32 protein-coding genes, 1 pseudogene and 1 other annotated feature are annotated in these 26,788 nt (G+C 69.7%); of the genes and pseudogenes, 32 read left to right on the forward strand and 1 reads right to left on the reverse strand.

The features are described from left to right. Window positions 1–58 precede the first annotated feature (58 nt). The 6 genes and pseudogenes from N7L95_RS17750 to N7L95_RS17775 all read left to right on the forward strand — a co-directional run bounded on the left by N7L95_RS17750 (window position 59) and on the right by N7L95_RS17775 (window position 4,484). On the forward strand, window positions 59–544 hold the full coding sequence (locus tag N7L95_RS17750; protein ID WP_301256577.1) for a deaminase domain-containing protein: 486 nt from the start codon (window positions 59–61) through the stop codon (window positions 542–544). A 9-nt stretch (window positions 545–553) separates the two neighbouring features. After that, window positions 554–1,012 (forward strand): SMI1/KNR4 family protein, encoded by a 459-nt coding sequence (locus tag N7L95_RS17755; RefSeq protein ID WP_301256578.1) that lies wholly within the window; start codon window positions 554–556, stop codon window positions 1,010–1,012. 228 nt (window positions 1,013–1,240) lie between these two features. Continuing rightward, window positions 1,241–1,528 (forward strand): hypothetical protein, encoded by a 288-nt coding sequence (locus tag N7L95_RS17760; protein ID WP_301256579.1) that lies wholly within the window; start codon window positions 1,241–1,243, stop codon window positions 1,526–1,528. Window positions 1,529–1,532: 4 nt separating this feature from the next. After that, complete coding sequence (locus N7L95_RS17765; protein ID WP_301256580.1) at window positions 1,533–1,895, forward strand: hypothetical protein; 363 nt, start codon at window positions 1,533–1,535, stop codon at window positions 1,893–1,895. A 718-nt stretch (window positions 1,896–2,613) separates the two neighbouring features. Then, window positions 2,614–3,363 carry a hypothetical protein gene (locus N7L95_RS17770; RefSeq protein WP_301256581.1) on the forward strand — a complete coding sequence of 250 codons (750 nt, stop codon included), beginning with the start codon at window positions 2,614–2,616 and terminating at the stop codon, window positions 3,361–3,363. Between the two features lie 42 nt (window positions 3,364–3,405). Then, window positions 3,406–4,484, forward strand: a pseudogene (locus tag N7L95_RS17775) (IS481 family transposase). 287 nt (window positions 4,485–4,771) lie between these two features. On the opposite strand, the gene N7L95_RS17780 reads toward N7L95_RS17775, so the two are convergent. Next, window positions 4,772–5,997 (reverse strand): IS3 family transposase gene (locus N7L95_RS17780; RefSeq protein ID WP_301256582.1). Its coding sequence is split into 2 segments (ribosomal slippage): window positions 4,772–5,709 and window positions 5,709–5,997, totalling 1,227 coding nucleotides; the frame shifts between segments, so codons are not numbered across the junction. Next, window positions 5,603–5,719, reverse strand: a sequence feature (AL1L pseudoknot). Its footprint overlaps the gene before it by 117 nt. Window positions 5,998–6,432: 435 nt before the next feature. On the opposite strand from N7L95_RS17780, the gene N7L95_RS17785 reads away from it, so the two are divergent. From N7L95_RS17785 to N7L95_RS17910, 26 genes are all read left to right on the forward strand, one after another. Continuing rightward, window positions 6,433–6,699, forward strand: a complete 267-nt coding sequence (locus tag N7L95_RS17785) for a flagellar biosynthetic protein FliQ (RefSeq protein ID WP_301256583.1) — start codon at window positions 6,433–6,435, stop codon at window positions 6,697–6,699. A gap of 48 nt (window positions 6,700–6,747) precedes the next feature. After that, on the forward strand, window positions 6,748–7,512 hold the full coding sequence (locus N7L95_RS17790; protein ID WP_301256584.1) for a flagellar biosynthetic protein FliR: 765 nt from the start codon (window positions 6,748–6,750) through the stop codon (window positions 7,510–7,512). Continuing rightward, entirely contained in the window at window positions 7,509–8,597 is a 1,089-nt protein-coding gene (locus N7L95_RS17795) for an EscU/YscU/HrcU family type III secretion system export apparatus switch protein (protein WP_301256585.1), read from the forward strand. Before N7L95_RS17790 ends, N7L95_RS17795 begins: the two co-directional genes overlap by 4 nt. A gap of 3 nt (window positions 8,598–8,600) precedes the next feature. Next, complete coding sequence (locus tag N7L95_RS17800; protein WP_301256586.1) at window positions 8,601–10,676, forward strand: flagellar biosynthesis protein FlhA; 2,076 nt, start codon at window positions 8,601–8,603, stop codon at window positions 10,674–10,676. Between the two features lie 41 nt (window positions 10,677–10,717). Then, window positions 10,718–11,446 (forward strand): flagellar hook-basal body complex protein, encoded by a 729-nt coding sequence (locus N7L95_RS17805; protein ID WP_301256587.1) that lies wholly within the window; start codon window positions 10,718–10,720, stop codon window positions 11,444–11,446. Between the two features lie 3 nt (window positions 11,447–11,449). After that, on the forward strand, window positions 11,450–12,208 hold the full coding sequence (locus N7L95_RS17810) for a flagellar hook-basal body protein (protein WP_301256588.1): 759 nt from the start codon (window positions 11,450–11,452) through the stop codon (window positions 12,206–12,208). A 7-nt stretch (window positions 12,209–12,215) separates the two neighbouring features. After that, window positions 12,216–12,992, forward strand: a complete 777-nt coding sequence (gene flgA, locus N7L95_RS17815; RefSeq protein WP_301256589.1) for a flagellar basal body P-ring formation chaperone FlgA — start codon at window positions 12,216–12,218, stop codon at window positions 12,990–12,992. After that, on the forward strand, window positions 12,989–13,594 hold the full coding sequence (locus tag N7L95_RS17820) for a flagellar basal body L-ring protein FlgH (protein WP_301256590.1): 606 nt from the start codon (window positions 12,989–12,991) through the stop codon (window positions 13,592–13,594). The genes flgA and N7L95_RS17820 overlap by 4 nt, the downstream gene beginning before the upstream one ends. 2 nt (window positions 13,595–13,596) lie before the next feature. Continuing rightward, window positions 13,597–14,730, forward strand: coding sequence for a flagellar basal body P-ring protein FlgI (locus N7L95_RS17825; RefSeq protein ID WP_301256591.1), 1,134 nt, complete (start codon window positions 13,597–13,599; stop codon window positions 14,728–14,730). A gap of 18 nt (window positions 14,731–14,748) precedes the next feature. After that, complete coding sequence (locus N7L95_RS17830) at window positions 14,749–15,111, forward strand: flagellar basal body rod protein FlgB (RefSeq protein ID WP_301256592.1); 363 nt, start codon at window positions 14,749–14,751, stop codon at window positions 15,109–15,111. A 2-nt stretch (window positions 15,112–15,113) separates the two neighbouring features. Then, window positions 15,114–15,545, forward strand: a complete 432-nt coding sequence (flgC, locus tag N7L95_RS17835) for a flagellar basal body rod protein FlgC (protein ID WP_301256593.1) — start codon at window positions 15,114–15,116, stop codon at window positions 15,543–15,545. Continuing rightward, a complete protein-coding gene (fliE, locus tag N7L95_RS17840) occupies window positions 15,545–15,847 on the forward strand; it encodes a flagellar hook-basal body complex protein FliE (RefSeq protein WP_301256594.1) in 303 nt (100 codons plus the stop codon). Before flgC ends, fliE begins: the two co-directional genes overlap by 1 nt. A 7-nt stretch (window positions 15,848–15,854) precedes the next feature. Next, window positions 15,855–17,258: a flagellar basal-body MS-ring/collar protein FliF gene (gene fliF, locus N7L95_RS17845; protein WP_301256595.1), complete on the forward strand. Its 1,404-nt coding sequence runs from the start codon at window positions 15,855–15,857 to the stop codon at window positions 17,256–17,258. Then, the gene (locus N7L95_RS17850; protein WP_301256596.1) at window positions 17,248–17,760 is read left to right on the forward strand and encodes a hypothetical protein; all 513 of its coding nucleotides are present in this window, start codon (window positions 17,248–17,250) and stop codon (window positions 17,758–17,760) included. The genes fliF and N7L95_RS17850 overlap by 11 nt, the downstream gene beginning before the upstream one ends. Further along, window positions 17,748–18,485, forward strand: a complete 738-nt coding sequence (locus tag N7L95_RS17855; protein ID WP_301256597.1) for a FliH/SctL family protein — start codon at window positions 17,748–17,750, stop codon at window positions 18,483–18,485. The genes N7L95_RS17850 and N7L95_RS17855 overlap by 13 nt, the downstream gene beginning before the upstream one ends. Next, window positions 18,475–19,797, forward strand: coding sequence for a FliI/YscN family ATPase (locus N7L95_RS17860; protein ID WP_301256598.1), 1,323 nt, complete (start codon window positions 18,475–18,477; stop codon window positions 19,795–19,797). The genes N7L95_RS17855 and N7L95_RS17860 overlap by 11 nt, the downstream gene beginning before the upstream one ends. Then, complete coding sequence (locus N7L95_RS17865) at window positions 19,794–20,252, forward strand: hypothetical protein (protein ID WP_301256599.1); 459 nt, start codon at window positions 19,794–19,796, stop codon at window positions 20,250–20,252. The genes N7L95_RS17860 and N7L95_RS17865 overlap by 4 nt, the downstream gene beginning before the upstream one ends. Then, window positions 20,242–20,955: a hypothetical protein gene (locus N7L95_RS17870; RefSeq protein WP_301256600.1), complete on the forward strand. Its 714-nt coding sequence runs from the start codon at window positions 20,242–20,244 to the stop codon at window positions 20,953–20,955. The genes N7L95_RS17865 and N7L95_RS17870 overlap by 11 nt, the downstream gene beginning before the upstream one ends. 52 nt (window positions 20,956–21,007) lie before the next feature. After that, window positions 21,008–21,409: a flagellar hook assembly protein FlgD gene (locus tag N7L95_RS17875; RefSeq protein WP_301256601.1), complete on the forward strand. Its 402-nt coding sequence runs from the start codon at window positions 21,008–21,010 to the stop codon at window positions 21,407–21,409. Window positions 21,410–21,426: 17 nt separating this feature from the next. Then, a complete protein-coding gene (locus N7L95_RS17880) occupies window positions 21,427–22,608 on the forward strand; it encodes a flagellar hook protein FlgE (protein ID WP_301256602.1) in 1,182 nt (393 codons plus the stop codon). Continuing rightward, window positions 22,608–23,384, forward strand: a complete 777-nt coding sequence (locus N7L95_RS17885) for a FliM/FliN family flagellar motor C-terminal domain-containing protein (RefSeq protein WP_301256603.1) — start codon at window positions 22,608–22,610, stop codon at window positions 23,382–23,384. Before N7L95_RS17880 ends, N7L95_RS17885 begins: the two co-directional genes overlap by 1 nt. A gap of 37 nt (window positions 23,385–23,421) precedes the next feature. Then, window positions 23,422–23,748, forward strand: coding sequence for a FliM/FliN family flagellar motor switch protein (locus N7L95_RS17890; RefSeq protein ID WP_301256604.1), 327 nt, complete (start codon window positions 23,422–23,424; stop codon window positions 23,746–23,748). Between the two features lie 24 nt (window positions 23,749–23,772). Further along, window positions 23,773–24,078, forward strand: coding sequence for a hypothetical protein (locus tag N7L95_RS17895; RefSeq protein ID WP_301256605.1), 306 nt, complete (start codon window positions 23,773–23,775; stop codon window positions 24,076–24,078). 6 nt (window positions 24,079–24,084) lie between these two features. Next, a complete protein-coding gene (gene fliP, locus N7L95_RS17900; protein ID WP_301256606.1) occupies window positions 24,085–24,840 on the forward strand; it encodes a flagellar type III secretion system pore protein FliP in 756 nt (251 codons plus the stop codon). A 93-nt stretch (window positions 24,841–24,933) separates the two neighbouring features. Beyond that, the gene (locus tag N7L95_RS17905) at window positions 24,934–25,599 is read left to right on the forward strand and encodes a sigma-70 family RNA polymerase sigma factor (protein WP_301256607.1); all 666 of its coding nucleotides are present in this window, start codon (window positions 24,934–24,936) and stop codon (window positions 25,597–25,599) included. 54 nt (window positions 25,600–25,653) lie between these two features. Then, complete coding sequence (locus N7L95_RS17910) at window positions 25,654–26,772, forward strand: tetratricopeptide repeat protein (RefSeq protein WP_301256608.1); 1,119 nt, start codon at window positions 25,654–25,656, stop codon at window positions 26,770–26,772. Window positions 26,773–26,788: the final 16 nt, after the last annotated feature.

Here is a 26,788-nt window from a genome sequence, read left to right on the forward strand (position 1 = left end):
TGGCAATGTCGACACGTCGGCGGCCAGCATCTCTCAGTTGTCGATGCGAGAGCGGGTCTTGGCGAATATCGAAGCAACCAGAGTCGGCAACGCTTCCAGTCAATTCGAACTCCATTCGACTGTCGAAGACCTGCTCAACAAGCGTATCGACCTAGGCTTGACGTCTAACGCTAAAATGCAGAGAAACTTCGCCTACAGCGAATATCAACTTAACGGCGAATTGGGTAAAGATTTTGCGTTGAGCGGGAAAAACTCGCCGGCCGGAACCGTTGGAGTTCCGGAGAATCGAATGTTCAGTACGATGGATGTCGGCTGGAGCAGGGCTTATGACACAGAGGTTAAGCTTTTGGAATCTATCGCCCAACGATATAATCCGCAACGCCTTGATGTGGTTCCAGGCCTCTCCGGTTCTGTAAATTTGTATTCGGAGCTTACGGTGTGCTACTCATGCTCCCGCGTCATCGGGCAGTTCCAAGAAATGTTCCCGAATGTGAGGTTGGGCGTTCAATCTGGGGCGAATGCTAGCAAGCCATTTTTTCGCTGAGGAGCTATTGTGGGCAAATTCTTTGATTGGCTGAAAGCCGCTAAGCTGGACGAAGAGCGGCCTATCGCCGGAATTTCGAAAAAAGAAATCGACGAGCTGGCTGCTGCACAAGGGAAAATAGTATTTCCTTCGGTTTATGAGGAATTTCTAGAAGACTGCGGGAAAAGTGCTGGGCTGTTTCAGCGCGATGCTGCCTTTTTCTTTCCCGAAGTCAAAGACCTAAAGCGCCGCCTTCTAGAGATGCTCGAGGACGAAGACATCGAATTTACCGTACCCGAAAATGCCTTTGTTTTTGGTGCTTACCAAGGCTTTCAGTTCCACTACTTCATTTGCGACGGTCACACCGACCCGGCGGTCTATCAAATGGATGATGGTGGTGGCGCCCCCGAAATGGTGGCTGAGACATTCTCAAGCTACATTCAGAAGGGAATGGCGCAGTATCGCGACTCGTTCTATCAGAAGTCGTGAGCTAACAGAATGACTGACAGTCGCCCGCTGCTGCGGGCGATTTAATTTGGCAATGTAGGAAATGCAGGCCTTGAGGGCGTGCCGATTAACGGGGCGACTCGCACAGTACCGCTCGGCTTCAATCCTCCAGAGCAGTTCACGACCGCTGCCCAGCAGCTTCAAGACGCGCTGGTCCGAAGCGGTGTCACGGATGCGAGCGTGGGTGTACGTGGAAGCTCGGTCACTGGGGTGAGCCTCACCAAGTGCACTCCATTCGGCCCACAGAGCGACATCGACTTCTTCATTGAAAGCGGACAGCTCACGGAGGGCTACAAGACCTCGAAGAACATCCCTGGCTTCGTTCACCCGGGCAAGATACTGCCCGACTACCCGCTGCTTCAGGACTGGTCAACGACCTGGACGAACACGCTGGGTCGCGACGTGACGCCGGGGGCGTTTGTGCCGGGAACGTTGCCTTCGCAGCCGTCCATCGTGGTGAGGCCGATTGGCCCCGTCACGCCTACCACTGGGGGATAAAGACTTGCAGTACGTCAACTTGCTATGCGCGCACGCCGCCAAGCCGAGCCTGCGCGAGTTCGCGGAGGCCTTCTTCGATGCCGCAGGCATCGTGGATGGCCAGGAGCGGGAGAGTTCGAACTACGTTGAGGGTCGCTACTTCAAGGGTTCTCGCGATGGAGCCGAGTTCACGGTGTCGCTGTCGGACGAGGAAGGCAACGAGGACTTGCCCGTGTGGGTGCAAGTCGCTGCCAATCTGGACGCGGACGGTGCCTTGGATGATGCATTGAGCCGTGTAGTTCGAGAGCGGCTTCTCGCTGCGGGCTTCCGCGTGGCGCGCATGGTGAACTTCGGCAAGCGTGACGAGCAGCGCATTGACTACGCATGACTGACCCTACGGCAAGCATCCGAGTCCAGGCCGGCCACCGGCCGCCCGTGAGGGCATGGCCTTGACGCGATGGCGCGCCACCCGACGCTCGCCGTGTGCGGTGCCTGGCCGTTGATGGCCTAGCACCGCTGACGGCCGAGGGCGACTCGCGCTCTTCTTGGGAAGGGCGGGGGGATGGGTTGGGGCCGCTGCCGAGAGGACAGCGGGCAGCACCGGCTGGCGCCGGTGCTGACGCGAAGGCGCACTCGCCCCCAGGCGGGTTGCCGCAGCGCTGCGGGGGCCGACCTCGTGCAGGCGCGGTCCAAGCGCCGGGTCCGCGCCCACGCGGACGCATGAGGTTGGGGTGCAGGAAGCGAGCAGCGACCGAAGCCCGACGCTGACGAAGCGCAAGCGCAGGAAGCCACCCTGGGGTGCGACGAGGCGTCCAGCCTCGAAGCGAACGACGGCCACGGAGAACGCTGCTCGCATCGCGGGGTGGCTTCCTGCGCGGAACGCCGACGACAGGCGGTGTGGAGGGCAGGCAGCGGCGCCCATGACGGGAGACGAAGGGCGTCCAGCCCGCAGAAGGTGCGTGCGGCCCTAGCCGCCGAAGAGCACCTGTTCGACCGCCCGCAGTCCCTGCGCGCTGGCAGCGTCTGCTGCGAGCGTGCTGGGGCTGCAGACGCATCCGCAGATGCGTCATCGCTACACGTCGCATCCCCGATGCGAGGTGTAGACCATGCGACTGTCCCCTGATGCCCTGGCGGGCCTGCTGCGCCCGCCGCCCCCGAAGCCCAAGCAGCCCACCTCGCGCGAACGCGCGGCGGCCAACCGCCTGGCGGTGCTGCGTGCGGTCGCCGCGCACGGCCACCTGCGCTGCGCCGACCTGGCGGCGGCCTGCTGGCCGGGCGCGCACTACGGCCTGCAGATGGCGCAGAGGACCGTGCGCGTGCTGGTCGAGCAGACCGGGGAGCTGCTGGCCAGGCGGAACTGCCACGGCGGAACCAGCGTGGTGCTCACCCGCAAGGGTGTGGCGGCACTGGAGCTGCACGGCGTGGCCGCGCGGCACGGGCTCGACTTGGCGAGCGTGAGTGGCCCAACCCACGCGCACTTCGCGCTCACGGCAAGGTGGTGCATCCACAAGCAAGCGCAGGGCTTCGAAGCCTGGAGCGAGTACGCCTTGCTCACGGGCCAGGCGCCCGTGAGCGCGCAGCAGCTGCGCTCGCGCCTGCGCAAGATGCCCGACGCCGTGCTCGTGAAGGGCACGCGGCTGTGGCTCGTCGAAACCGAGTCCGCACCGAAGGCAACGGCTGAACTCGTGCGCATCGTGAGCCTGGCCGAGCACGTCGGCCGCAAGGTCCACCCCGAGCTGCCCTACACGCTGGCCGGCGTCGTCGTGTTGTTCGACGCGACGCTGAACCACGCGGCGAGGGTGTCGAAGGCGGCGCGCGAACGCTGGGGCAGCTTAAGTGTCATAGCTACGACTTGATCTGACATTACCCTTGCCCGACAGGGCGTTCAAGGAAGTCAGATGACACAAGATCAGAAGATCATTCGCAACAAGATCGGGCTATTGAAGCTGGCGCAGACGCTGGGCAGCGTATCAGAAGCATGCAAGGTGCTGGGTTTCAGCCGAGACAGCTTCTACCGCTTCAAGGAACTGTACGAGACGGGCGGAGAAACGGCGCTCGCAGAGATCTCCCGCAAGAAGCCCAACCTGAAGAACCGGGCGGACCCCATCATCGAGCGAGCGGTGATCGACTTCGCGCTGGAGCAGCCGGCATACGGCCAGGTGCGCGTTGCCAACGAGTTGAGAAAGCGCGCCATCAGCGTATCGCCCGCCGGCGTGCGCACTATCTGGCTGCGCCATGACTTGCAGACCTTCCAACTGCGCCTGAAGGCGCTGTCGGCCAAGGTGGCGCAGGAGGGCGTGATTCTCACAGAGGATCAGGTCCGTGCGCTGGAGAAGGCCAAGCAGGAGAAGGAAGCGCACGGCGAGACGGCGAGATCGAGACCGAGCACCCGGGCTACCTCGGCTCGCAGGACACCTACTACGTGGGCAATCTCAAAGGCGTAGGGCGCATCTACCAGCAGACCTTCATCGACACGTACAGCAAGCTCGCGTTCGTCAAACTCTACGACCGCAAGCATGCGATCACGGCGGCGGATATGCTCAACGACCGGGTGCTGCCGTTCTTCGAGGAACACGGGGTGCCGCTGCTGCGCATCCTGACCGACCGTGGCAGCGAGTACTGCGGCAACCGGGAGACGCACGAGTTCGCGCTGTATCTGGACCTGGAGAACATCGAGCACACGCGCACGCGCACGAAGAGGCCTCAGACCAACGGGATCTGCGAGCGCTTCCATCAGACCATCCAGAACGAGTTCTACGCCAGCGCCTTCCGGCGCAAGCTGTACAACTCGCTGGACGAACTGCAGGTGGACGTTGACGAGTGGATGCAGAGCTACAACGCCGAGCGGACGCACTCGGGCAAGTACTGCTACGGTAAAACGCCGCTGCAGACCTTTATCGAGAGTGCAACGCTGGCGTACGATAAACAGCTGGATCAGATCAAGCAGACACCTCACACCGATACGGCCGTCGCTTGACGGCTTGTCTGTCAGATCAAGTCTCGACTAGGACAGCTTAAGCGCGGCCGACCAGGCGCTGCTGGCCTCGTGCGTGACGCTGGCCGCCGCCGACATCGGCCTGCCGCTGGTGTGGCGTGGCTGCACCGAAACACCGCTCAGCCTCGGCGCCCGCGTTTAAAAAAGCGGTGCCTATACCTCGCAGGACACCTCCGCAGCAACGCGAGGCCATCCGTGCAACCTGATTCGGTGGGTCACTAGAGCCCTGAATCGCCCCGGGTTTCGTGGAGGCTGGCTGGTTTAAGTGGTCACGCCGTCACGGCCGATCGCTCGGCGAGTTGGCGGTGGTAGTTTGCCTCGGCCTCGGCCGGCGGGATGTAGCCCAGCGGTGCCATCAATCGATGATGGTTGAACCAGGCGACCCATTCGAGCGTGGCAAGCTCGACGGCCTCGCGGGTCTTCCAAGTGCGCCGGTGGATCACCTCGGCCTTGTACAGCCCGTTGATGGTCTCGGCCAGGGCGTTGTCATAGCTGTCGCCCTTGCTGCCAACCGAGGGCTCGATCCCGGCCTCGGCAAGCCGCTCGGTGTAGCGAATGCTGACGTATTGCGAGCCCCTGTCCGAGTGGCAGATCAACCCGTCTTCGGCTTCGGGCTGGCGGGCGTACAGCGCCTGCTCCAGCGCATCCAGGACGAAGTCGGTGCGCATCGAGTGGCTCACGCGCCAGCCCACGATGCGCCGTGCGAAGACATCGACGACGAAGGCGACGTAGGCGAAGCCCTGCCAGGTCGACACGTAGGTGAAGTCGCTCACCCACAGCTGGTTGGGCCGGTCCGCCCGGAACACCCTGTTGACCTTGTCGAACGGGCACGGCGCCTTGGCATCGGCCGCCGTGGTGCGAACGCGCTTGCCTCGAATCACGCCGCGAAGACCCAGCCTGCGCATCAGGCGCTCGACGGTGCAGCGCGCCACCTTCATGCCTTCACGCCCGAGCTGGCGCCAGACCTTGTCGGCACCGTAGACCTGCCGGTTGGATTGCCAGACCCGATCGATCTCCGACATCAACTGCGCATCGCGCTGCGTGCGTGCGCAGCAGCGGCCCGGCTCGCGCCGGCGCATCGCATGGCGTCGGTATCCCGACGGGGCGATCTGCAGCACCCGGCAGATCGGCTCGACCCCGAAGTCATTCCGATGCGCGTCGACGAACGCCTTCAAGACTTCGTACGGCGGTCGAGCTCCGCCTGGGCGAAAAACGCGCTGGCCAGCTTCAGGATCTCGTTGGCCCGGCGCAGCTCCTTGACCTCGCGCTCCAGCTCTCTCACGCGTTGCGCCTCCGCGGTCGTCGTGCCCGCGCGCGTACCGGCCTCTACCTCTGACTGCTTGACCCAATCCAGCAGCGTCTGCGGCACGCAGCCGATCTTCGGCGCGATCGATTCGACTGCGCCCCATAGCGACGGGTACTCCCCGCGCGCTTCCTGCACCATCCGCACTGCGCGCTCGCGAACCTCAGGTGAGAACTTGTTCGACTTCTTCATGGCTCCATCTTCTCAAGAGTTGGAGCCTCCACAAATCCCGGGGCGATTCAGTCTTAGCGGCAATCGCCGCGTTCTTCAACCTGGTCTTGCTTGGCATTCATGCTGGGGCCGCGCCGCCCAGGAATGGTGTGCAGCCACAAGGCCCAATTCCCACGCCCCCACTCAGGTGTAACTTCCCCCGCCCCTGCGTACCACATCACTCTTCTCCCCCCGTTTCCCCCTCCCAGGGGGTGCCGCCTGCTCTCCCTCCAAGTTACAGTACGTTGCCCGCTTAACATAAGCGGCAGCCTCTGAGAAGGCCCAGTCCAGGGCAAGCAAACGGTCCTGTTCTTCGGCCTTCTCCCGAGGGTGTGCACTCACAACCACCCGTCACTGGCTGGGCAGTGTGCAAATTAAGACCCCTGCCAGCCCTCGCCCCGTCCCACCGCGCCACCCATGACCCCCGCTCTCGCCCTCCACCTCACCAGCGACCTCCTCAAGATCGGCCTGCTCCTGTGCAGCCCGCTCCTGGTCGTCATCCTGGTGACGGGCGTGGTCATCAGCGTGCTGCAGGTCGTCACCCAGGTGCAGGACCCGTCGTTGGCCTTCGTGCCCAAGCTGATCATCTTCGTCATCGCGCTTATCCTCATGGCGCCCTGGATGCTCGGCAAGCTCACCGCCTACGCCACCGAGCTCTACGGCCGCCTCGCCCAACTCGGCTGATCGGTCGTCCCGAGCAGACAAGCAAGTCAGTAAGCCAGCGACCAGACCATGTCTCCCGACGCCCTCATCACCTGGGGAACCGCCGTGATGCTCGTCTCGGTGCGCTTCTCCATCGCGCTCGGCCTCTCCCCGGTCTTCACCGCCTTCGGCCTGCCCGGCCTCGTGCGGCTGGCCCTGGTCGTCGCGCTGTCGGCCCTCGTTTGCGCCGCCGGCGGCATCACCGCCCCGCCTGAACTCATCGACGACGGGGGCCGCCTGATGCTCGCCGTCGCCGCCGAGGGCGTCTCCGGCGCCTTGCTCGGCCTGGGCGTCCACGTCGTCCTCGCCGCCTTCGCCGTCGCCGGCCGGCTGCTCGATGTGCAGATCGGCTTCGGCATCGGCTCGGTGTTCGACCCCGTCACCCGCGCCAGCGCCAACGTGCTGACGTCGCTGCTCAGCCTGCTCGGCGTCGCGCTCTTCGTGCTGGCCGATGCCCACCTGGCCCTGGCCTCCATGCTGGCCAGCTCCTTCTCGGTCTTTCCGCTCGGTGCCTTCCCGCAAGTGGCCGACCCGATGCGCGTGGCCTCCGCGGCCGGCGCGCTGTTCAGCTTTGGCCTTGCGCTCGCCGCGCCGGCCGTGCTGGCGCTGCTTGTCACCGACCTCACCCTGGGCCTGATCTCGCGCAACTCGCCGCAGATCAACGTGCTGCTGCTCGCCATCCCGGTCAAGATCCTGGTCGGCCTGCTGGTGCTCACGCTCTCCATCCCGGCCTGGGCGCCGCTCATCGAGCGGCTCTTCGGCCTCAGCGCCGACGTGCTCGGAGCCCGCCCGTGAGCCAGCAGCAAGACCTCGACCGCAACGAGCAGGCCACCAGCTTCAAGCTGGAAAAAGCCCATCGCCGTGGCTCCATTGCCAAGAGCCAGGAAGTCACCTTCGCCTGCGTGTTGCTCGCCGCCACCGCCTGCCTCTGGGGCCTGGGCGAAGCCACGCTGCGCGAGCTGGCCACGCTCATCCCGCGTGCCTTCGCCCATTCGCAGCATGCCGCGCTCAACCACGCCGTTGCGCTGCGGCTGGTGTCGGAGCTGGGCCTGTTCACGCTGCAGGCCGTCGCCGCGGTGCTCTTCGTGCTGTGGCTCACCGCGCTGGCATTCGGCGCGGCGCAGGCGCGCGGCGTCTTCACCGCCGAGCCGCTCAAGCCCAACTTCGATCGCATCAACCCGGCCGCCAACTTCAAGCGCCTGTTCTCGGTGAAGACGCTGTTCGAGGCCGGCCGCACCAGCCTCAAGCTGGCCGTCATGGCCGCCGTGGTCGCGGCCTGGGGCCTGGCGCAGGTGGACGAGGTGGTGGGCCTGCTCGCGCTGCCGGCCGGCGGCCTCCTGCGCCGCTCGCTCGCCCTGCTGGGTGAGGCGCTGGCCCTGGTCGCCGTGCTGTTCGTGGCTTTTGCCTATGTCGACTGGCTCTACACCCGCTGGGACTTCATGCGGCAGATGCGCATGTCCAAGCGCGAGATCAAGGAAGAACACAAGGAGCGCGAAGGCGACCCCCGCATCAAGGCCCGCCTGCGCGAGCTGCGTGCCGAATGGGCCAAGCGCGCCCGCTCGGTCAAGCGCGTCGGCGAGGCCGATGTGCTGCTCACCAACCCCACCCACTACGCGGTGGCGGTCGAATACCGCCACGGCGAGATGCCGGCCCCCCGCGTCATCGCCAAGGGCGCCGGCGACCTGGCGCTGCGCATGCGCCGCGAAGCCTCGCGCCGCGGCGTGCCCATCGTCGAGAACCGGCCGCTGGCCCGCGCGCTGTTCGCCGAAGTGGCCCAGGACCACTTCGTGCCCGAGCAGCACTTCGCCCAGATCGCCCGCATCCTGCGCTGGGTGTATGCAGCGCGCCCCTCGGCGCCCCAGCCGGCAAAGGCCCACTGACCCGTGAACTCGCTCAAAGCCATCCTCGGCCGCAATACCGACCTGGCCCTCATCGCCCTCGTCATGGGCGTGCTGCTGGTCCTGTTCGCCCCCATCCCGTCGCCGCTGCTGGACTTCCTCATCCTGCTGAACTTCTCGCTCGCCCTGCTGGTGCTGCTGATGACGTTCTATGCGCCGCGGCCGGTGGAGTTCTCCACCTTCCCGGCCATCCTGCTCATTGCCACGCTGTTCCGGCTGGCGCTCAACGTCTCGGCCACCCGGCTCATCCTGACGGACGGGGAGGCCGGCCGCGTCATCGGTGCGGTGGGCACCTACGTGGTCGGCGGCAACTACGTCATCGGGATGATCGTCTTCCTGATCCTGGTGGTGGTGCAGTACGTGGTGGTCACCAACGGTGCGCAGCGCGTCTCGGAAGTGGCAGCCCGCTTCACGCTGGACAGCATGCCGGGCCAGCAGATGAGCATCGATGCCGACCTCAACATGGGCTTCATCGACCAGGACGAAGCCAAGCGCCGCCGCAAGACGCTGGAGCGCGAGGCGGCCTTCTATGGCGCGATGGACGGCGCCAGCAAGTTCGTCAAGGGCGACGCGATCGCGGGCATCGTCATCATGCTGATCAACATCGTCGGCGGACTCGTCATCGGCGTGCTGCAGCAGGGCATGCCCTGGGGCGAAGCGCTGCGCCACTTCACGCTGCTGACCATCGGCGACGGCATCGTCACGCAGATCCCGGCGCTGGTCATCTCGGTGGGCACCGGCCTCATCGTCACCCGCTCCTCGTCCGACAGCCAGCTCAGCGCCGAGGTGCTGCGCCAGCTCAGCGCCTTCCCGCGCACGCTGGCCATCGTTGGCGTGGTGTTGCTCGGCGTGGGCCTGCTGCCGGGCATGCCACTGGTGCCGGTGCTGGCCCTGGCGGCCGGCGTCGGCGTGGCCTACTTCCTGGCGCGCCAGGCCAAGGCCGCCTCGCCCGAGGCGCAGCAGGCCGAAGCCGACAAGGCCTCCAAGGAGCAAGCTGCCGCCGACGATCCCTATGCGGTCTACGACGTCGAGCCGGTCGAGGTCGAGCTGGGCGCGGCCCTGGCGCAGCACCTGGGTGGCGAGCAGGGCATCCTGATGGAACGGGTGGCGGCCTTCCGCACCCAGTTTGCCGGCGAGATGGGCTTTGTCATCCCGAAGGTGCGCTTCCGCGAGTCCTCGGCCATCGGTGGCGAGGCCTATGCCATCGCCATCTTTGGCGATCCGGTGGCGGCCGGGCAGGTGATGGTGGGCAAGACGCTGGCCATCCACCCCAGCGGCGACCTGACGCTGGTGCGCGGCATCGAGACCCGCGAGCCCACCTACGGCCTGCCCGCGCTGTGGATCGAGCCGGCCGACCGCGACGCCGCCCGGGCCGCCCGCTACACCCTGGTGGATGCGGTCAACGTGCTCTTCACCCATCTGTGCGAGGTGATGCGCCAGCGTGCCGCCGAGCTGCTCACCCGCACCGAGACCGACAAGCTGCTGGCCCGCCTGCGCACCGCCCAGCCGGGCCTGGTGGAAGAACTGGTACCCACCCAGCTGGCCGTGAGCGACGTGCAGAAGGTGCTGCAGAACCTCATGCGCGAGAAGGTGCCCATCCGCAACATCCAGGCCATCGTCGAATGCCTCATCGACGCCGGCCGCGCCAGCAAGGACCCGGCCGTGCTCACCGAGGCGGTGCGCCAGCGGCTGGCCACCAGCATCTGCAACAGCCTGAGCGCCGACCGCAAGACGCTGCACGTGATGACGCTCGACCCGGAGCTGGAAGACGGCCTGCTGCGCCAGGCAGCAGGGCAGGCCACCGGCAGCGACCCGCGGCTGATCGATGGCTTGCTCCTGCGCATTGCGGCCAGTGCCGAACGCATGATGAAATCCAACCTGATCCCGGTGGTGTTGTGTGCGCCGGAGCTGCGCCGCCAGCTGCGGGCGCTGTGCGAGCGCGCCACGCCGCACCTGCGGGTGCTGTCGATGGCCGAGGTGCCGCCGGGGTACGAGTTGCGGGCGTTCGCGGCGATCACCGCCGCACCGCCAGCGGGGCAGGGCGCCAAGTCCCCCCACTGACTACACCAAGACAAGAAAGAAACTGAGGGAGTGCGAACGCCATGAGCGATGTCTTCGCGATCGTGCAGGTCGGCCTGCTGGCTGGGCAGGAGCGGTTGAACGCCGTCAGCGGCAATGCCGCCAGTGCCACGCTGCCGGGCTATCGCCGCCAGGTGGCGGCGCTCAACAGCTTCGCCGGCCACTTCGCGCCCGCCACGGCGCAAGCCGCGGCCGCGCCGGCCGAGCCGGTGCTGCGCCGCGGCGTGGACCTGCGGGCCGGCCAGATGATGGCCACCGGCAAGCCGCTGGACGTGGCCATCGACGGTGCCCAGGGCTTTTTCGCGCTGTCCGATGGCCAGCGCACCTTCCTCACCCGTGCCGGGTCCTTCCGGGTCGACGCCGAAGGCTACCTGGTCGGCGAGCGCGGCCTGCGTGTGCAAGGCAGCAACGGCGACATCCGCCTGGGCAGCGCCGATGTCTCGGTGCGCGAAACCGGCGAGATCGTGCAGCGCGAGGAAGTGCAGGCCGTGCTGCAGCTGTTCACGCTCGCCGAGGGCGCCCAGCTCTCGCCGGACAAGGGCTCGCTGCTGGCGGTGGACGGCGCGCTGCAACCGGTGGACAGCGGCCGCGCCGCGGTGCGCTCGGGCTTTCTCGAGGGCTCCAACGCCGGTGGCCCGCAGGACATGCTGGCGCTGATGGCGCTCACGCGGCAGTTCGAAAGCCTGGTCAAGGTGACGCAAGGCTATGACGAGGTCCTCGGCAGGGCCATCCAGAAACTCGGGGAGATCTAAACCATGTTGGACGCATTCCTGGTGTCGGCCGTCGGCCTGCAGGCGCAGAAGGACCAGCTCGACACCATCGCCAACAACCTGGCCAACACCAACACCGTGGCCTACAAGCGGCGCACCGTGGACTTCAGCGGCCTGCTCGACCGCACTGCCGCGCCGGCCGGCGCCTCGGCCCAGACGGCCGAGGCCGCGCGCCCGAGCGGCATCCGGGTCGACATGGTGCAGGGCGAGGTGCGCACCACCGGCCGGCCGCTGGACATTGCCATCACCGGCCCCGGCTTCATCGAGGTGAACCTGCGTGACGGCCGCATCGGCTACTCCCGCGGCGGCTCGCTGCAGGTCAATGCCGACGGCCTGCTGAGCCTGCCGAGCGGCCAGGTGCTGAAGGCCGACATCCGCATCCCCACCGGCGCCACCGGCGTCGAGGTGATGCCCGACGGCAGCGTGCGCGCCCAGCTCAAGGGCGACGCGGCCCCGTCGGTGCTGGGCCAGATCGAACTCGTCAACTTCACCAGCTCCGACGCGCTGGTGCCCCTGGGCGCCGGCCTCTTCGAGCTGCGCGACGCCAACACCGAGCCGGCCCGCGCGTGGCCGGGCGAGGAATGGGCGGGCGAGCTGTCGGTGGGTGCGGTGGAGGCGTCCAACGTGCGCATGGTCGACGAGATGGTCCACCTCATGCTGGCTCAGCGGGTCTATGAGCTGAACGCCAAGGTGGCGCAGGCGGCCGACGAGATGATGGGCCTCACCAATTCCCTGCGCCGGTGACCCAGCCATGAAGCCTGCCGCCTCGGCCTGGCCGAGCCTTGTCCTTGCCGCGGCCCTGCTGGGCCCGGCCACCGCACCGCTGGCCGGGGCCGCCAGCGAGGCGGCGGCCGCGCCTGTGGTGCTCGGCACGGCAAGCCATGCCGGCGAGCCCGAACTCGCGGCGGCCGTGCTTCGCCTGGCCGGCGACCTGCTGGCGCGCCAGGGCCTGGCCCTGCAGGAGGGCTCGGTGCGCTTCACCGGCACCGGGCCGGTGGCCACCGGAGCACCGGTGGAAGTGGTGTGGTCTCCGCCGGCCGCGCGTGGTGCACTGCGCCTGCCGCTGCGGCTGGCCTTGCGTGGCGCTGCCGGTCAGCCCGACATGCAGGCGGTGGTGTACGGCCGGCTGCAGCAGGACATGCCGGTGCTGAACCGCCCGCTGGCGCGCGGCGCGGCGCTGGGCTGCGCCGATGTGTCGGTGCAGCGCCGACCGGTCGAGATGGCCCGTGCCGACCTCTGGCCGCTGCCGTGCAGCCTGCCGGCCGGCACCGTGCTGCGCCGCCCGCTCAACGAGGGCGACGTGCTGCGGCGCTCGGATGCCGGCGCGCGGCCGGCGGTGGCCCAGATGCAGCCGGTGACCATCCGCGTGGTGGCCGGCGCGGTGGTGCTCGAATCCGCCGGCCTGGCGCTGGCCGACGCCGAAGTCGGCGACACCGTGCGGGTGCGGCCCAATATCTCGCGCCAGGCCGTGGATGCCCGCGTGGTCGGGCCGCAGGCCGTGGTGCTCGAATCAGGAACGATGCAATGACGACGACACGTGGCTTCACACTTCGGGCCAGCGGCCTCGCCCTGGCGCTCGGCCTGTGCCTGGCCGGGCCGGCCGCGGCGAACGACAGCCAGTCGCTGTACGACCCCAAGACCTACCGCCCGCTGGTGGCCGACCACAAGGCCTTCAAGGCCGGCGACCTGTTGACCGTGGTGATCCAGGAAAACGCCAGCGCCTCGACCGCGGCCGATTCCTCGGCCGGCCGCTCGACCGGCCTGAACATCCAGGTCGACCCCTTCAAGGCCCCGGCCCGCAACCTCTCGGGCAGCGTCGGCACCGACTCTGACGGCGGCGGGCGCACCCAGCGCAGCGGCCGCCTGCTGGCGCAGCTCACGGTCAACGTGGTGGGCGTGGAGCCCAACGGCGACCTGCTCATCCATGGTCGGCAGAACCTCACCATCAACGGCGAGGCGCAGGTCATCACCCTGAAGGGCCGGGTGCGGCCGCGCGACGTGACGGACGGCAACCTGGTGCCCTCCACCCGCGTCGGCGATGCCGAGATCAGCTTCGACGGCGAAGGTTTCATCGCCGACAAGAGCCGGCCGGGCTGGCTCACCAAATTCCTGTCGTTCTTCGGGTTGTGATGATGGCTTGCAGGTTTCCCTTCATCGGCGCGCTGGCGCTCGGCCTGGCGCTGCTGGCGCCCCTGCCGGCGGCCGCGGTCGCCGGTGGCGTGCGCATCAAGGACATCGCCCGCGTGCAGTCGGACCGGCTGCATCCGCTGGTGGGCTACGGCCTGGTCACCGGTCTTGCCGGCACTGGCGACTCGCCGGCCAACCGCGCCACCCGGCAGTCGCTGGCCAACATGCTCTCGCAGTTCAACGTCACCCTGCCGCCAGAGGCGGTCAACAGCCGCAACGTGGCGGCGGTGATGGTGACGGCCGGCCTGCCCAACTTTGGCCGCCAGGGCGACACCATCGATGTCACCGTCACCTCCGTGGGCGACGCGCGCAGCCTGGTCGGCGGCAACCTGTTGCTGACGCCGCTCAACGGCCCCGACGGCAAGACCTATGTGCTGGCCCAGGGCGGCCTCACCGTCGGCGGCTACCGCTATGAAGCCAACGGCACGGTGGGCCAGAAGAACCACCCCACGGTGGCCACCATCCCCGGCGGCGGCAGCATCGAGGTGGCGCCGCCGGCGCCCAACCTGGCGCAGCTCAACAGCTTCTCGGTCTCGCTGCTGGAGGCCGACTACACCAATGCCGCCCGCATTGCCGAATCCATCAACGCCGGGCTGGGCGGCGCCTATGCCAAGGCGCGCGACCCGGACACGGTGTCGGTGCAGGTCCCGGACGGCTACCGCGGCCGCTTCGTCGAGCTGATGCAGCGCATCGAGGCGATGGAGATCGCGCCCGACCTGCGGGCCCGCGTGGTCGTCAACGAACGCACCGGCACCGTGGTGGCCGGCGCCAATGTCCGGGTGGCGCCGACGGCCATCACCTATGGCGACCTGAAGATCTCCATCGTCACCGAGAACGCGGTCTCGCAGCCGCTGCTGCTGCGCCAGCCGAGCGAGGCCATCCGCACCGAGGACTACGCCAACTCGCGCATCGACCTGCAGGAGCAGGGCGGCGCGACGCTGGTGACCCAGCCCGGCGGCACCATCGCCGACCTGGTGCAGGCCCTGGCCAAGCTGCGCACCAGCGCGCGTGACGTGGTGTCGGTGCTGAAGGCGCTCAAGGCGTCCGGTGCCCTCCATGCCGAGCTGATCGTGCAGTAGTCCCTTTCCCGACCGACCATGACCACGCAACACTACGCGCTGCTCGTCGAGCAGATCTCCTCCTCGCTGACCGCGGCCTCGCTGCAGAACCAGGTCAGCGCCAGCAACATCGCCAACCGCGACAGCGCCGGCTACCAGCGGCTGAAGGTGGCCTTCGACCAGGCGCTGAGCAGCGCCGGCGGCCTGCCGGCGGCGGGCGTCGCGGGCCTGCCGCCGGTGGCCGTCCCGCGCGTCGTGCCGGACGACTCGGCGCGCGCCGTCAGCCTGGAAGAAGACCTGCTGACGCTGTCGAAGAACACGATGAACTACCAGGCGCTGGCCAAGGCCCTGGGACGGTATTTCTCGATCGCCGGGGCCATTGCCAGCGGCGGCAAGGGGTGAGCATGGATTACTTCAGGGCAGCAGAGATCAGCGGCTCCGGCATGGTGGCGCAGAAGATGCGCATCGAGGCCGCGGCCGCCAACATCGCCAACATGACGTCCACTGGCAAGGCGGTGGCCGACCTCTACCGGCCGGTCACGGTGGTCATGCAGGCCGACAGTGCGCGATTCCAGGCGGCGTGGGGCGCGGCCGGCCCGGCACCGGCTGGCGTGGCGGCGCGGGTGGTGGAGCAGCCGCAGGCGCGGCCGCGCATCGTGCATGAGCCAGGCCATCCCGATGCGGATGCCAACGGCATGGTGAGCTACCCCGGCGTCGACCAGGTGCGCGAGATGATGACGGTGACCACCGCGCTGCGGGCCTACGAAGCCAACCTGGCGGCCTTGCAGGCCACCAAGACGCTGGCGCTCAAGGCGCTCGAGATCGGAGGCCAGTGATGGACATCAACGTCGCCGCCATCGCGGCCGTCTCGTCCACCGCGCCGGCCGGTGGGGCTGCCGCCGCCGGCGCCAGCGCGGCGCCCGGCTTTGCCGGGCTGTTCGAGCAGCAGCTGGTGGACATGAACAAGGACATGCAGGCCGCCGAGCAGGCGCTGGGCGACATGGCCGCTGGCCGCCCGGTGGAGCTGCATGAGGTGATGATCAGTCTGGAGAAGGCGCGCATCAGCGTGCAGACCTTCATCCAGGTGCGCAACAAGCTCGTCGAGTCCTACCAGGACCTGATGCGCATGCAGATGTGATGTGCCGGTGAAGCCCTTCCTCGATTCCTGGTCCGCCTTGAGCGGCCCGCGCCGGCTGGGATTTGTGCTCGGCCTGCTGCTCATCGTCGCGACCACCGTGGCGCTGGGCTACTGGACCCTGCGCGACAACTACCTGCCGCTGGCCTCGCAGCTGTCGGCCCAGCGCATGGCGCAGGCCGTGGCCGAGCTGGACAAGCAGAAGATCCCCTACCGCCTCTCGCCAACGGGTGACGGGCTGGAAGTGCCGCAGGCCGCCATCGGCCGGGCCCGCCTGGCCCTGGCCGGTGGCGCGGTGCCGGGCGCGGGCGTGGGGCTGGAGCTGTTCAACGAGACCGATTTCTCGATGACCGAGTTCGCCCAGAAGGTGAACTACCAGCGCGCGCTGCAAGGCGAGCTGACCCGCACGCTGCAGTCGATGGACGGCGTGCGCGACGCGCGGGTGCACATCGTGCTGGCCGAGGGCGGCGTCATCAAGCGCCAGCAGACCAAGGCCACCGCCGCCGTGACGCTGATGATGGCGCCGGGCCGCAGCGCCTCGCGCGCGCAGGTGCGGGGCATCCAGCGCCTGGTGGCCGCCTCGGTGCCCGAGATCCGGGCCGACGACGTGACGGTGCTGAACGAGGCCGGCGTGAGCCTGGTCGGCCCCTCGGGCGCCGTCGGTGGCGGCGAGGTCGACTACTCCAACGCCCAGCTGGAGATGAAGCGCGAGGTGGACGGCTACCTCGAAGGCAAGCTGCGCGCGGTGCTGGAAGAACTGGCGCCGCAGGGGCGCATTGCCGTCTCGGTGGATGCCGCGCTCGACTTCAAGCAGCTGCGCACCACGGTGGAAGAGCCGCTGGCGGTCGCCAAGGCCGAGCCGGGCGACAAGGCCACCGGCGTGGTCAGCCGCGAGCGGCAGACCCAGCGCTCGTCCGGCGCTGCGCAGGAGGCCGGCAACGGCAACGGCAGCGAAGACGCCGGCTGGGAATATGACTACAAGGTGGGCCACCGCATCGAGCAGTCGCTGTCCATGCCGGGCTCGGTCCGGCGGCTCAGCGTGGCGGTGGCCGTGCAGGGCGCGCCGGCCGGGCTGGACGGTGCGGCCATCGAGCAACTGGTGGCGCACGCGGTCGGGGTCGACCGGGCGCGTGGCGACGCGGTCAGCGTCATGCTGCTGCCCACCGGGCCGGCCGAAGCCGGCCCGGCCGTGCCGCGCCCGGACGCGGTGGCGGCCGCGCAAGGCGAGCCGGCGTCGTCCACCGCTGCCATGTGGGGCTTCGGCGCGGTGGCCGGGGTGCTGCTGGTCCTGGCCTGCCTGGCGCTGCTGAAGCGCCGGCCGCCGGCTGATGACGCCGAGCACGAGGCGCAGGCCGTGGCCCAGGCCACCGCCCGCGTGCAGCGCTGGCTGGGGGAGGGCGGCCATGCAGGCTGATGCCGGCCATGCCCGCGAAGCCGCGCTGGCCTTGCATGCCCTGCCCGAAGGGCAGCGGCTGCAGGTGTTGCAGCGGCTGAGCGCCGAGCAGCGCGCCCGCGTCGAGCCCCTGCTGGCTGAATTGGCCGAACTCGGCCTGCCGCCCTCGCTGGCCCGCCGCACGCTGGCGCAGGCCGAGGCGCGCGCCGACGCGCCGCAGGACCGCCTGGCCCGGCTGCCGGCCGATGCCGTCGCAGCGGCCCTGGCCACGCAAGGCCGTGCCACCGTGGTGCTGACGCTGGCTGCGTTTGCCGATGCGCCGTGGCAGGCCGAGGTGCAGGCGCGGCTGGCGCCGGAGCTGCGCAGCGCGGTCGAGCACGGCCTGCGTTCGCCGCCGCAGATTGCGCCAGCCGCCCGCCAGGCACTGGCCGAGGAAGTCTTGGCGGCGGCACAACGGCAGGCCGAGGCCGGCCGGCTGGCGGGCCCCGGCTGGTGGCAGAAGGTGCGCGCATGGATGCGGTGATCCGTTCGGTGCAGCTGGCGCCGGAGAAGGCCAGGCTGGGCCCCGCCGGCGCCGTGGCGCGTCCCGCCACGCCGGCGCAGAAGCCGGCCGGCGTGGCGCCGAGCGCGCCTGCCGCGGCCGCGGTGCCCGACACCGCGGCGTTGCGCCGCGAGCTGGAAACCGCCCTGCGCCGCGAGATGGCCGGCGAGGCCGCCCGGCTCTTCGAGGAAGAGCGCCGGCGTGGCCATGCGCAGGGCCTGCAGGACGGGCTGGCCCAGGGCCGCAAGGACGCCGCCGCGGCGGAAGCGGCGCTGCAGCAGCAGGCCTTGCAGCGCATCGACGCCGCGCTGGCCCGCATCGAGGCCGAGCAGCGCGCCAGCCTGCAGCGCCTGCAGGACGATGTGGGCAGCATCGCCTTCGCGGCGGTGTGCCGCATCCTGGGCGAGCACGCGGTGACGCCCGCCGCGGTGGCGGCCTGCGTCGGCACGCAGCTGCAGGCCCTGCCGCACCAGGGGCCGGTGACGGTGCGCCTGCATCCCTCCGACGTGCAGGCCCTGCAGCCCTGGCTGAAGGCCGAAGGCCGCAGCCAGCCCCTGGTGCTGGTGGCCGACGACAGCCTGGCGCTGGGCGGCTGCATCCTCGAATCGGAGCACGGCCGCCACGACGCCGGCCTTGACACCCAGCTGCGGCGGCTGAAGGCCGTCATCGATGCACACCGCGAGGCACAGGCAAGCCATGGTGCATAGCCTGGTGGCGGCCATCGAGCGGGCCGAGCTGGTGGAGCGCAGCGGCCGCATCACGCAGGCACGTGGGCAGTTCCTGGAGGCCGAGGGCCTGGCGTCCTATGTCGGCGAGATCTGCGAAATCCCGCTCGGCAAGGACGGCCGGCGGCTGGAAGCCGAGGTGGTCGGCTTCGCCGGTGCCCGCGCGCTGCTGATGCCATACCGGCCGCTGGCCGGCATCGCCATGGGCAGCCCGGTGCTGGCCACCGGCCGCACCTTCAAGGCTGCGGTGGGCGCTGCACTGGTGGGCCGGGTGATCGATGCCTTTGGCCAGCCCATCGACGGCCGCGGGCCGGTGCAGCCCGACGCCTGGCGCGACTGCCATGCCCAGCCGCCCGCGGCCATGCAGCGCAGCCGCATCGGCGAGGTGCTGGAGACGGGCGTCAAGGCTATCGACGCCCTGCTGACGCTGGCGCGCGGCCAGCGCGTCGGCCTGTTCGCTGGCAGCGGCGTGGGCAAGAGCACGCTGCTGGGCATGGTGGCCCAGGGCATCCGGGCCGACCTGAACGTCATCGCGCTGATCGGCGAGCGTGGCCGCGAGGTGCGCGAGTTCGTCGAGGACCAGCTCGGCCCCGAAGGGCTGAAGCGCTCGGTGGTGGTGGTCGCGACCGCCGACGAGCCGGCCCTGGTCCGCGTCAAGGCGGCCTATGTCGCCACCACCATCGCTGAGCATTTCCGCGACGAGGGCCGCGCGGTGATGCTCACGATGGATTCGCTGACGCGCTTTGCCATGGCCCGCCGCGAGATCGGCCTGGCGGCCGGCGAGCCGCCCACGGCGCGCGGCTACACGCCGTCGGTGTTCTCGGAGATCCCGCAGCTGTGCGAGCGCTGCGGCCCGGGCACCGGCGCCGGCTCGATCAGTGCCATCTACACCGTGCTGGTGGAAGGCGACGACCTGAACGAGCCGGTGACCGACGCCATCCGGGCGACGCTGGACGGGCACATCGTGCTCTCGCGCGACATCGCAAGCAGCGGGCAGTACCCGGCCATCGACGTGCTCAAGAGCATCAGCCGGCTGTTCTCCAGCGTCACCACCGAGGCGGAGCAGACGCAGGTGCGCACGCTGCTCGGCCTGCTGGCGCTGTACGAGCGCAACCGCGCGCTGATCGAGGTCGGCGCCTACAAGCCGCAGGTGAACCCGCGGCTGGACATCGTGGTGCAGGCGATGCCGCGCATCCAGGCCTTCCTCGCGCAGGCCACCGGCGCACCGCAGGCGCGCGTGGAGTCGATGCGCCAGCTCAAGGCCCTGCTGCAGGCCATGGGGAGCCCGGCATGAGCGAGTTGTCGAAAGCCTTGAAGGCCTTGGAGGTGCAGGCCGACTGGGACGTGAGCGAGCACGGTGCGGAGCTGCAGCGGCTGGAGTCGCAGCGCCGCGCGGCCGAGCAGTCCGCGGCCGGCGAGCGCGACCATGCCCTGGCCCTGCAGGCAGAGCTGCGCAAGGGCCTGTCGGGCGGCGTGGCCTTCAACCCCGAGCGGGCCCGCCTGTTGCGGGCCCAGGTGGGGGCAAGCCGCCAACGCAGCCAGGCACTGGCGGCGCAGCTGCAGGAGCTGGCGCAGCTGGCGGAGGCCCGCCGCGAGGACCTGGCAGCCGCCCGGCACCGGGCCGGCCAGCTGCAGCGCTCGGCCCGCGAGGCGATGCAGGCACAGGCCCGGGAACGGGCCAGCCGCGAGCTGGGCCTGGTGGATGAACTGTGGATGTTGCGATCGCAGGGAGCGGCCCATGGCCAATGAGCTGATGCTGAACCTGGCCCAGGCGGGCCAACCGGTGCCCCGGCCCCACCCGCCGTCGGCCGCCCGGGTCGGACCCGGGACGCTGGCGCTGGACGAGATGTGGCAGCAGGTGTTCGAGCAGGCCCGTGTGGTGCCCGCCGAGGCCGCACGGCCTGGCGTGCCGGTGGACGCCGAAGCACCCCAAAGCTGGTTGGCCGCGCCGGTTGCCAGCGGGCCGGCCCTGCCGGAGCCGCGGCGGCTGCAGGCGGCCGCACTGCCACGCGATGACCTGCCGGCGGCGGCGGCTCGCGGCGCATCGGTGGCGCCGCAGGCCCCCGCCGCCGCGGCCGGGCGCGGGCCGGCAGCTGCCTTCATGGCCTTGCGGCCGCCCAGCGCCGCACCGCGCGTCTATGCCCAGGCCGAAGCTGCCATCGAGACGGCGCCCGCCGCGGCGCCGCCCGGGCTGGCCGCCTACCAGCTGCAGGCGGCCAGCGACGAAAGCGTGCAGGTGCTGCAAGGCGAGCACGGCATCGAGATCATCGTGCGCAACGCCCGCCTGGCCTCGCAGGCCGCGCTGGGCTGTGCCTTCGAGACGGCCTATAGCCTCACTGGCTCGCGCGCCTCGCTGCGCAAGCTCATCCTCAACGGCGCCACCGTGTTCGAGGCGGGTACCGCCGCGACCGCCACACTGCCGCAGCGCCGGCAGCTGGTGTTCTCGTGCTGAATGCCGGCGCCGACCCCCCCATCACCCAAATCCCAGACGAAAGGAAAGCCGCATGGCCACCTCGCCCATCTCCGGTGTGAGCAACATCAACGCGGCGTCGGCTTCGTTGTCGATGGAAGACCTGCTGCGTGTCATGCTCACGGAGCTGACCTATCAAGATCCGCTCAAGCCGGTCGAGAACAAGGACTTCATGGCACAGATCGCCCAGTTCTCCTCGCTCGACGCGTCGCGCCAGCTCAACCAGGGGCTGGAGCGGCTGCTGGGCCTGCAGTCGCTGAACCAGTCGGTGGGCCTGCTGGGCAAGACCATCGACGCCAACACCGGCACCGGGGCGGTCACCGGTGTGGTGAAGTCGCTCTCGCTGGCCAGCGGCGAGCCGCAGATGACCATCCAGGTGGCCGATGGCCGCACCATCGCCGGCATCACCATCGGCCAGGTCCAGAGCATCCGCTGAGCAAGGCGCCGTCTTCCATGATCGATTCCATCTTCACCGCGATGTCCGGCCTCGAAGGGCACCAGAAGGGCCTGAAGGTCATCAGCAACAACGTCGCCAACATGAACACGGCCGGCTTCAAGGCCTCGGTGGTGGACTTCGCCGACGTCTTCACCGGTGCCGGCAGCGAGCGCCGGCGTGAGGCGACCGGCTCGGGCGTGGACGTCTCCCGCACCCGGCTGGACCTGCGTGACGGCGACCGGCAGGACACTGGGCGCGACCTCGACGTGGCCCTGGAAGGCCGGGGCTTCTTCGTGCTGCAGGACGAGGAGGGCCGCCTGCGGTATTCCCGCGCCGGCGGCTTCGAATTCAATGACGATGGCCGCCTGGTCGGCCGCCTGCACGGCCTGAAGGTGATGGGGCGCGACGGCGCCGGCCGGCTGGAGCCGATCGAGCTGACCGGCCTGCGTGGTAACCCGCCCAAGGCCACCCGTCGCGTCGAGTTCAAGGGCAGCCTGTATTCGACCGACGACGCCCACACCATCGACGCGCTGACCATCTACGACAGCACCGGCGCTGCGCACACGCTGAAGCTGGAGCTGACCAAGAAGGCCGCCACCGGCACCGGCAGCAATGTCGTCACCTGGGGCGTCAAGGTGCTGGAAGGCATCAATGAGCTGGGCAGCGGCGAGTTCTCCTTCATCGGCAGCATTGCGTCGCCGTTCGGCTCCTCCATCAAGCTGCTGCTGCCCTTGAGCAACACCGCGCCGGCCGAGGTCGAGTTCGTGCTGGGCCCGGACGTGCGCGGCGACGCGTCGAGCACCACCTCCACCCTGGCACTGGCGCAGCAGGACGGCTACGCCCCGGGCGACATCTCGGCACTGGCCTTCAACGAGAAAGGCCAGTTGACGGTGACCTATTCCAACGGCCAGAGCGCCACCGGCTCGACGCTGGCACTGGCCGAGTTCGCCAGCGACGAGCAGGTGCAGGCGGTGGGCGACGGCCTGCTGGAGGCGCGGCTCGGCATCGCCCCCACGCTGCGTGAGGCGGGCGCCGACCTGAAGGTGCGCAGCAAGACGCTGGAGCTGTCCAACGTGAACCTCACCCAGGAGTTCAGCACGCTGATCCTGATGCAGCGGGGCTACCAGGCCTCGTCGCAGGTGCTCACCACGGCCAATGAAATGCTGCAGCAGCTGTTCGAGCTGAAGGGGCGGCGTTGATGCAGCCGGTGCGGCCCTTCCTGTTGCCGGGTGCGCATGCACTGCAGGTGCTGCGCGAGCGCGTGGCGGCCGCCGTGGCCGGCTGGGCCGTCGCCTGGGCCAGTGCGGGCAGTGCCGCCCGGGTCGAGGTGCAGGCGGTGGCCGGCACCGCGGCGGTGGCGCTGCCCTGCCGCCACCATGCTGGCGCCGAGGGCGAGTTGTGGCTGGCAGCGGCCAGCGGCTCGCAGGATCCCTTGCCGGCCCTGGTGCTGGGCGCTGCCTTTGCCTCGCCGGCCGGCCACGATGACGACTGGTCGCAGCGCGTGGTGCGGCGAGCGCGGCAGGCGCTCGACCTCGCCCTGGCCGAGGCCTTGCTGGGCGGGCCGGTGGTGACGGGCGACGAGGCCCGGCCCGATGCGACGCTGTTCCTGCCCGGCTCGGGCGCCGTGCACATCGCCTGTGCCGAGCTGGGCTGGCAGGCCTGGGCCAGCGGGGCGGTGCTGCGCCATGTGCCGCCCCGTGCGGCCGCCGCCTCGCCCGGGCCAGCGCCGGTGCCGCTCTTGCCGCTGGTGCAAGGGGCGGCGGCGCGGCAGCCGGTGCGGCTCGCGGTGGAGGCGGGCAGTGTCGAGCTGGAGCTGGGCCGGTTGCTGGGGCTGCAGCCCGGCGACGTCCTGCGCCTGCCGACCCGGCTCGACCAGCCCCTCTGGCTCTGCGGCCCGCAGGGCGAGACGCTGGCGCGTTGCGCGCTCGGCGAGCGTGACGGCCGGCGGGCGGTGCGTGTCGTGCCGCAGTCCTGAGCTTTTCCTAGCGGATGTCCCCAAGATGGAACCCACTGTGCAAGAAATCGAACTCTCCCCGCTCGAGCCGCAAGCCCTGGGCGCGGCTGTGCAGGCCGGCCTGCCCTTCCTGCAGTCCGTCAAGGTCAAGGTGACCGTGCGCCTCGGTGAGGCCGAGACCAGCGTTGGCGAACTGCTGGGCATGAAGTTCGGCGAAGTCCTGGCCCTCGACCGGGCCGTGGACCAGCCGGTGGACGTGCTGGTCGACGGCCATGTGGTGGCCCGCGGCACGCTGGTCGCCGTGGGCGACCAGTTCGGCGTGCGGCTGACCGAGGCGCCCGGCGCTGCTGCGGCCGCAGCCACGCCGGCGCCCGCCCGCGGCTGAGTCCCTGAGCTGCCTCGACGCGCCATGAACGACACGCTGCTGCGCCTGGGCTGGGCCTTGCCGCTGGTCTTGCTGCTGGGCATCGTGGTGCTGCTGGTGCTGCGCCGCCTGCTGCCGCAACTGGCCGCACGCCCGCCAGCCGCGGCGCAGCTGGTGCTGGCCGAAACACTGCAGGTCTCGCCGCGCACGCGCGTGCACCTGCTGCAGGTGCAGGGCCGCCCGGTGCTGTTGCTCGAACCGGAGGAGGGCGCACCCAGCGCCGTCCCGCTGGACGAACGGCCGCGGGCGCCGCTCGGCCGCTCATTCATCAACGACCTGCGCCGGCCCTAGACAGACATGCGCCATTCCAGATCCTGTGTTGTCCTGCTCCTGCTGGCGCTGCTGCCGGCAGCGCTGGCCTGGTCGGCGCCCGCGGCCCCGCCTGCGTCGATGGGCGAGCTGCTGGACGGCGGCAAGCAAGCGGCCAGCGTCACGCCTTACGTTCGCACGCTGGTCGGGCTGTCGCTGCTGAGCTTCATTCCGGCCGCGTTGATCGCGATGACCTCGTTCACGCGCATCGTGGTGACGCTGTCCTTCCTGCGGCATGCCATCGGCATGCCGGAGACACCACCCAACGTGGTGCTGGTGACGCTGGCGATGTTCCTCACCTTCTTCACCATGGCGCCGGTCTTCGAGCAGATGCACGGCCAGGGCTTGGCACCCTACCTCGAGGGCCGCATCGGTACCCAGCAGGCCATCGACGGCGGCCTCGCGCCGCTCAAGACCTTCATGCAGGCCCATGTGCGGGACGCCGACCTGCAGTCGGTGGCCGAGCTGGCCCGCAAGCCGCTGCCCGAGGCAGGTGCCGAGGTGCCCATGCAGGTGCTGGTGCCGGCCTTCATGCTGTCGGAGCTGCGGGCCGCCTTCACCGCCGGCTTCATCATCTTCCTGCCATTCCTGCTGATCGACCTCATCGTGGCCGCGGTGCTGATGGCGCTGGGCATGATGATGGTGCCGCCGGTGTCGATCTCGCTGCCGCTCAAGGTGCTGCTGTTCGTGCTGATCGACGGCTGGAGCCTGCTGCTGCGGGCGATCGCCGGCGCTTATGCGTGAGCGCCGCGCGCCGCACGCCGCCGCATGCCAGCCAGCCCGTCGAGCCCGCCCGCGCCGAGCGACGACCTGTCCGCGGACAGGTCGAACCGGCTCGTGCTCGACAACCTGCCGCTGGTGCGCATGATCGCCGCGCGCCTGTTCCGGCTGCGCTGGGGAGACGCGGTGGGCTTCGATGACTACCTGCAGTACGGCACGGTGGGCCTGGTCGAGGCGGCGCGCCGCTTCCAGCCGGGCCGTGGCGCCCAGTTCTCCACCTACGCGTCCTGGCGCATCACCGGCTCCATCCTCAACGGCCTGGAGACCGCCACCGAGCAGCACCAGCAGATTGCCGCGCGCAAGCGCCTGGTGGAGGACCGCAGCCAGAGCCTGGCCGAGGCGCATGCCGAGGCCGACGCCGCACTGCCGGCCGAACTGGAAGCGGCGCTGGCGCGCATCGCCGACGTGGCGATCGGCTTGGCGGTGGGCTTCATGCTCGAAGGCAGCGGCATGTACAGTGACGGCGCCGAAACGCTGCCGTGCGAAGCCTATGCGAGCGCCGCGACACGCCGCACGCAGGCCACGCTCCGGCAGGCCCTGGCCGGCCTGCCCGAGGCCGAGCGCCAGGTGGTGCAGGAGCACTATTTCGGGCAGCGCCAGTTCACCGACATTGCGGACCAGCTCGGCCTGACCAAGGGCCGGGTGTCGCAGCTGCACCGCCAGGCCCTGCAGCGGCTGCGCGGCGTGCTGGGCGACCACGATGCGGCGGTGTTCGAAGCTTGACGAGCCCGGCGAGACCTGCGCCGGCCCTACGATGATCTTTTGCTTGGCCTATCCATGACCTCCACTGCCGCTTCCCCACCCCAGCCCTCGCGCACCGACCGACTGGAGCGCCTGGGCCGCTTCCTGGAGACGGATCCGGGCAACCTGGCCCTGCTGCGCGACTACGCCGCCGAGGCGGCACGCGCCGGCGAGCCGGACGCTGCCATTGCCGCGCTGCGCCGCCTGCCTGCTGCCCCGCCGGCCGGCGAGCCGGGCGACAGCCGGCTGCTGGCTGCCTGCCTGCGCGCAGTGGGCCGGCTCGACGAGGCGCAAGCGGTGCTCGGCAGCGCGCTTGCCCACTGGCCCGCCGACGAGGCGCTGGCCATCGAGCAGGCCAAGGCCCTGTTCGCCGGCCGCGAGATGGAAGCGGCGCTGGCTGCCTTGCCGCCGCAGGACCCGGCCGAGCCGCTGCTGGCCGGCGAGGCCTGCTCGCTGCGCCTGCAGCTGCTGCACCACCTCGGGCGGCTGGACGAGGCGGTCGCCGTCGCCGATGCCTACACCGAGGCGCATCCCGAGGACCCGCGCGTGGCCGCCAGCTCCATCCCCTTGCTGATGGACGTCTATCGCTTCGACGAGGCGGTGGCACGTGCACAAGCGCTGCTGGAGGCCGGCATCGAGGCCTACCCGGCCTACGAGGCGCTGGCCGCCGCCGCCCTCGAGCAGGGCGCGGTGCAGGAAGCGGCGCAGTGGACCGCCCGGGCGCTGCAGGTGCGCCGTGACGACGGCCGCATCTGGCTGGTGGAGGGGCTGGCGCGCCTGCGCGCCGGCCGGTTCGCCGATGCGCGAGAGGCGTTCGACGAAGCGGTGGCGCTGATGCCCGACCATGCCGGCAGCCACCTCGCGCTGGGCTGGGCCTGGCTGCTGGAGCAGGACCTGGCAGTGGCCGACGCCTGCTTCGAGCGGGCGGTGGCGGCCAGCCCGGCCTTCTCGGAAAGCCATGGCAGCCGGGCGGTGGTGGCCGCGCTGCAGGGGCGGCGCGAGGAGGCGAACGAGCTGAGCCGCAAGGCATTGAAGCTGGATGCAGCCAGCGGCTCGGCCCAGTACGCACGCGCGCTGCTGGCCGGCGCCGATCCGGCCGGCATCGTCAAGCTGGCCGAGACGCTGCTGGGCCAGCTGCGCCAGCAGCGCCGCTGAGCCGGCGCACATCCGA

It is taken from the genome of Eleftheria terrae, assembly GCF_030419005.1.
In the GTDB taxonomy this organism is placed as follows: Bacteria; Pseudomonadota; Gammaproteobacteria; order Burkholderiales; family Burkholderiaceae_C; genus Caldimonas; species Caldimonas terrae.

Bases quoted from the DNA above. Each gene is read 5' to 3' on its own strand.
- N7L95_RS17885 (WP_301256603.1), top strand. From the start codon at position 22,608: ATGCAGCCGGTGCGGCCCTTCCTGTTGCCGGGTGCGCATGCACTGCAG.
- N7L95_RS17790 (WP_301256584.1), top strand. From the start codon at position 6,748: ATGTCTCCCGACGCCCTCATCACCTGGGGAACCGCCGTGATGCTCGTC.
- N7L95_RS17860 (WP_301256598.1), top strand. From the start codon at position 18,475: ATGGTGCATAGCCTGGTGGCGGCCATCGAGCGGGCCGAGCTGGTGGAG.
- N7L95_RS17810 (WP_301256588.1), top strand. From the start codon at position 11,450: ATGTTGGACGCATTCCTGGTGTCGGCCGTCGGCCTGCAGGCGCAGAAG.
- N7L95_RS17910 (WP_301256608.1), top strand. From the start codon at position 25,654: ATGACCTCCACTGCCGCTTCCCCACCCCAGCCCTCGCGCACCGACCGA.
- N7L95_RS17880 (WP_301256602.1), top strand. From the start codon at position 21,427: ATGATCGATTCCATCTTCACCGCGATGTCCGGCCTCGAAGGGCACCAG.
- flgC (WP_301256593.1), top strand. From the start codon at position 15,114: ATGGATTACTTCAGGGCAGCAGAGATCAGCGGCTCCGGCATGGTGGCG.
- N7L95_RS17865 (WP_301256599.1), top strand. From the start codon at position 19,794: ATGAGCGAGTTGTCGAAAGCCTTGAAGGCCTTGGAGGTGCAGGCCGAC.
- N7L95_RS17805 (WP_301256587.1), top strand. From the start codon at position 10,718: ATGAGCGATGTCTTCGCGATCGTGCAGGTCGGCCTGCTGGCTGGGCAG.
- N7L95_RS17825 (WP_301256591.1), top strand. From the start codon at position 13,597: ATGGCTTGCAGGTTTCCCTTCATCGGCGCGCTGGCGCTCGGCCTGGCG.
- N7L95_RS17850 (WP_301256596.1), top strand. From the start codon at position 17,248: ATGCAGGCTGATGCCGGCCATGCCCGCGAAGCCGCGCTGGCCTTGCAT.
- N7L95_RS17870 (WP_301256600.1), top strand. From the start codon at position 20,242: ATGGCCAATGAGCTGATGCTGAACCTGGCCCAGGCGGGCCAACCGGTG.
- N7L95_RS17770 (WP_301256581.1), top strand. From the start codon at position 2,614: ATGCGACTGTCCCCTGATGCCCTGGCGGGCCTGCTGCGCCCGCCGCCC.
- N7L95_RS17875 (WP_301256601.1), top strand. From the start codon at position 21,008: ATGGCCACCTCGCCCATCTCCGGTGTGAGCAACATCAACGCGGCGTCG.
- N7L95_RS17895 (WP_301256605.1), top strand. From the start codon at position 23,773: ATGAACGACACGCTGCTGCGCCTGGGCTGGGCCTTGCCGCTGGTCTTG.
- fliP (WP_301256606.1), top strand. From the start codon at position 24,085: ATGCGCCATTCCAGATCCTGTGTTGTCCTGCTCCTGCTGGCGCTGCTG.
- N7L95_RS17820 (WP_301256590.1), top strand. From the start codon at position 12,989: ATGACGACGACACGTGGCTTCACACTTCGGGCCAGCGGCCTCGCCCTG.
- N7L95_RS17785 (WP_301256583.1), top strand. From the start codon at position 6,433: ATGACCCCCGCTCTCGCCCTCCACCTCACCAGCGACCTCCTCAAGATC.
- N7L95_RS17855 (WP_301256597.1), top strand. From the start codon at position 17,748: ATGGATGCGGTGATCCGTTCGGTGCAGCTGGCGCCGGAGAAGGCCAGG.
- flgA (WP_301256589.1), top strand. From the start codon at position 12,216: ATGAAGCCTGCCGCCTCGGCCTGGCCGAGCCTTGTCCTTGCCGCGGCC.
- fliE (WP_301256594.1), top strand. From the start codon at position 15,545: ATGGACATCAACGTCGCCGCCATCGCGGCCGTCTCGTCCACCGCGCCG.
- N7L95_RS17830 (WP_301256592.1), top strand. From the start codon at position 14,749: ATGACCACGCAACACTACGCGCTGCTCGTCGAGCAGATCTCCTCCTCG.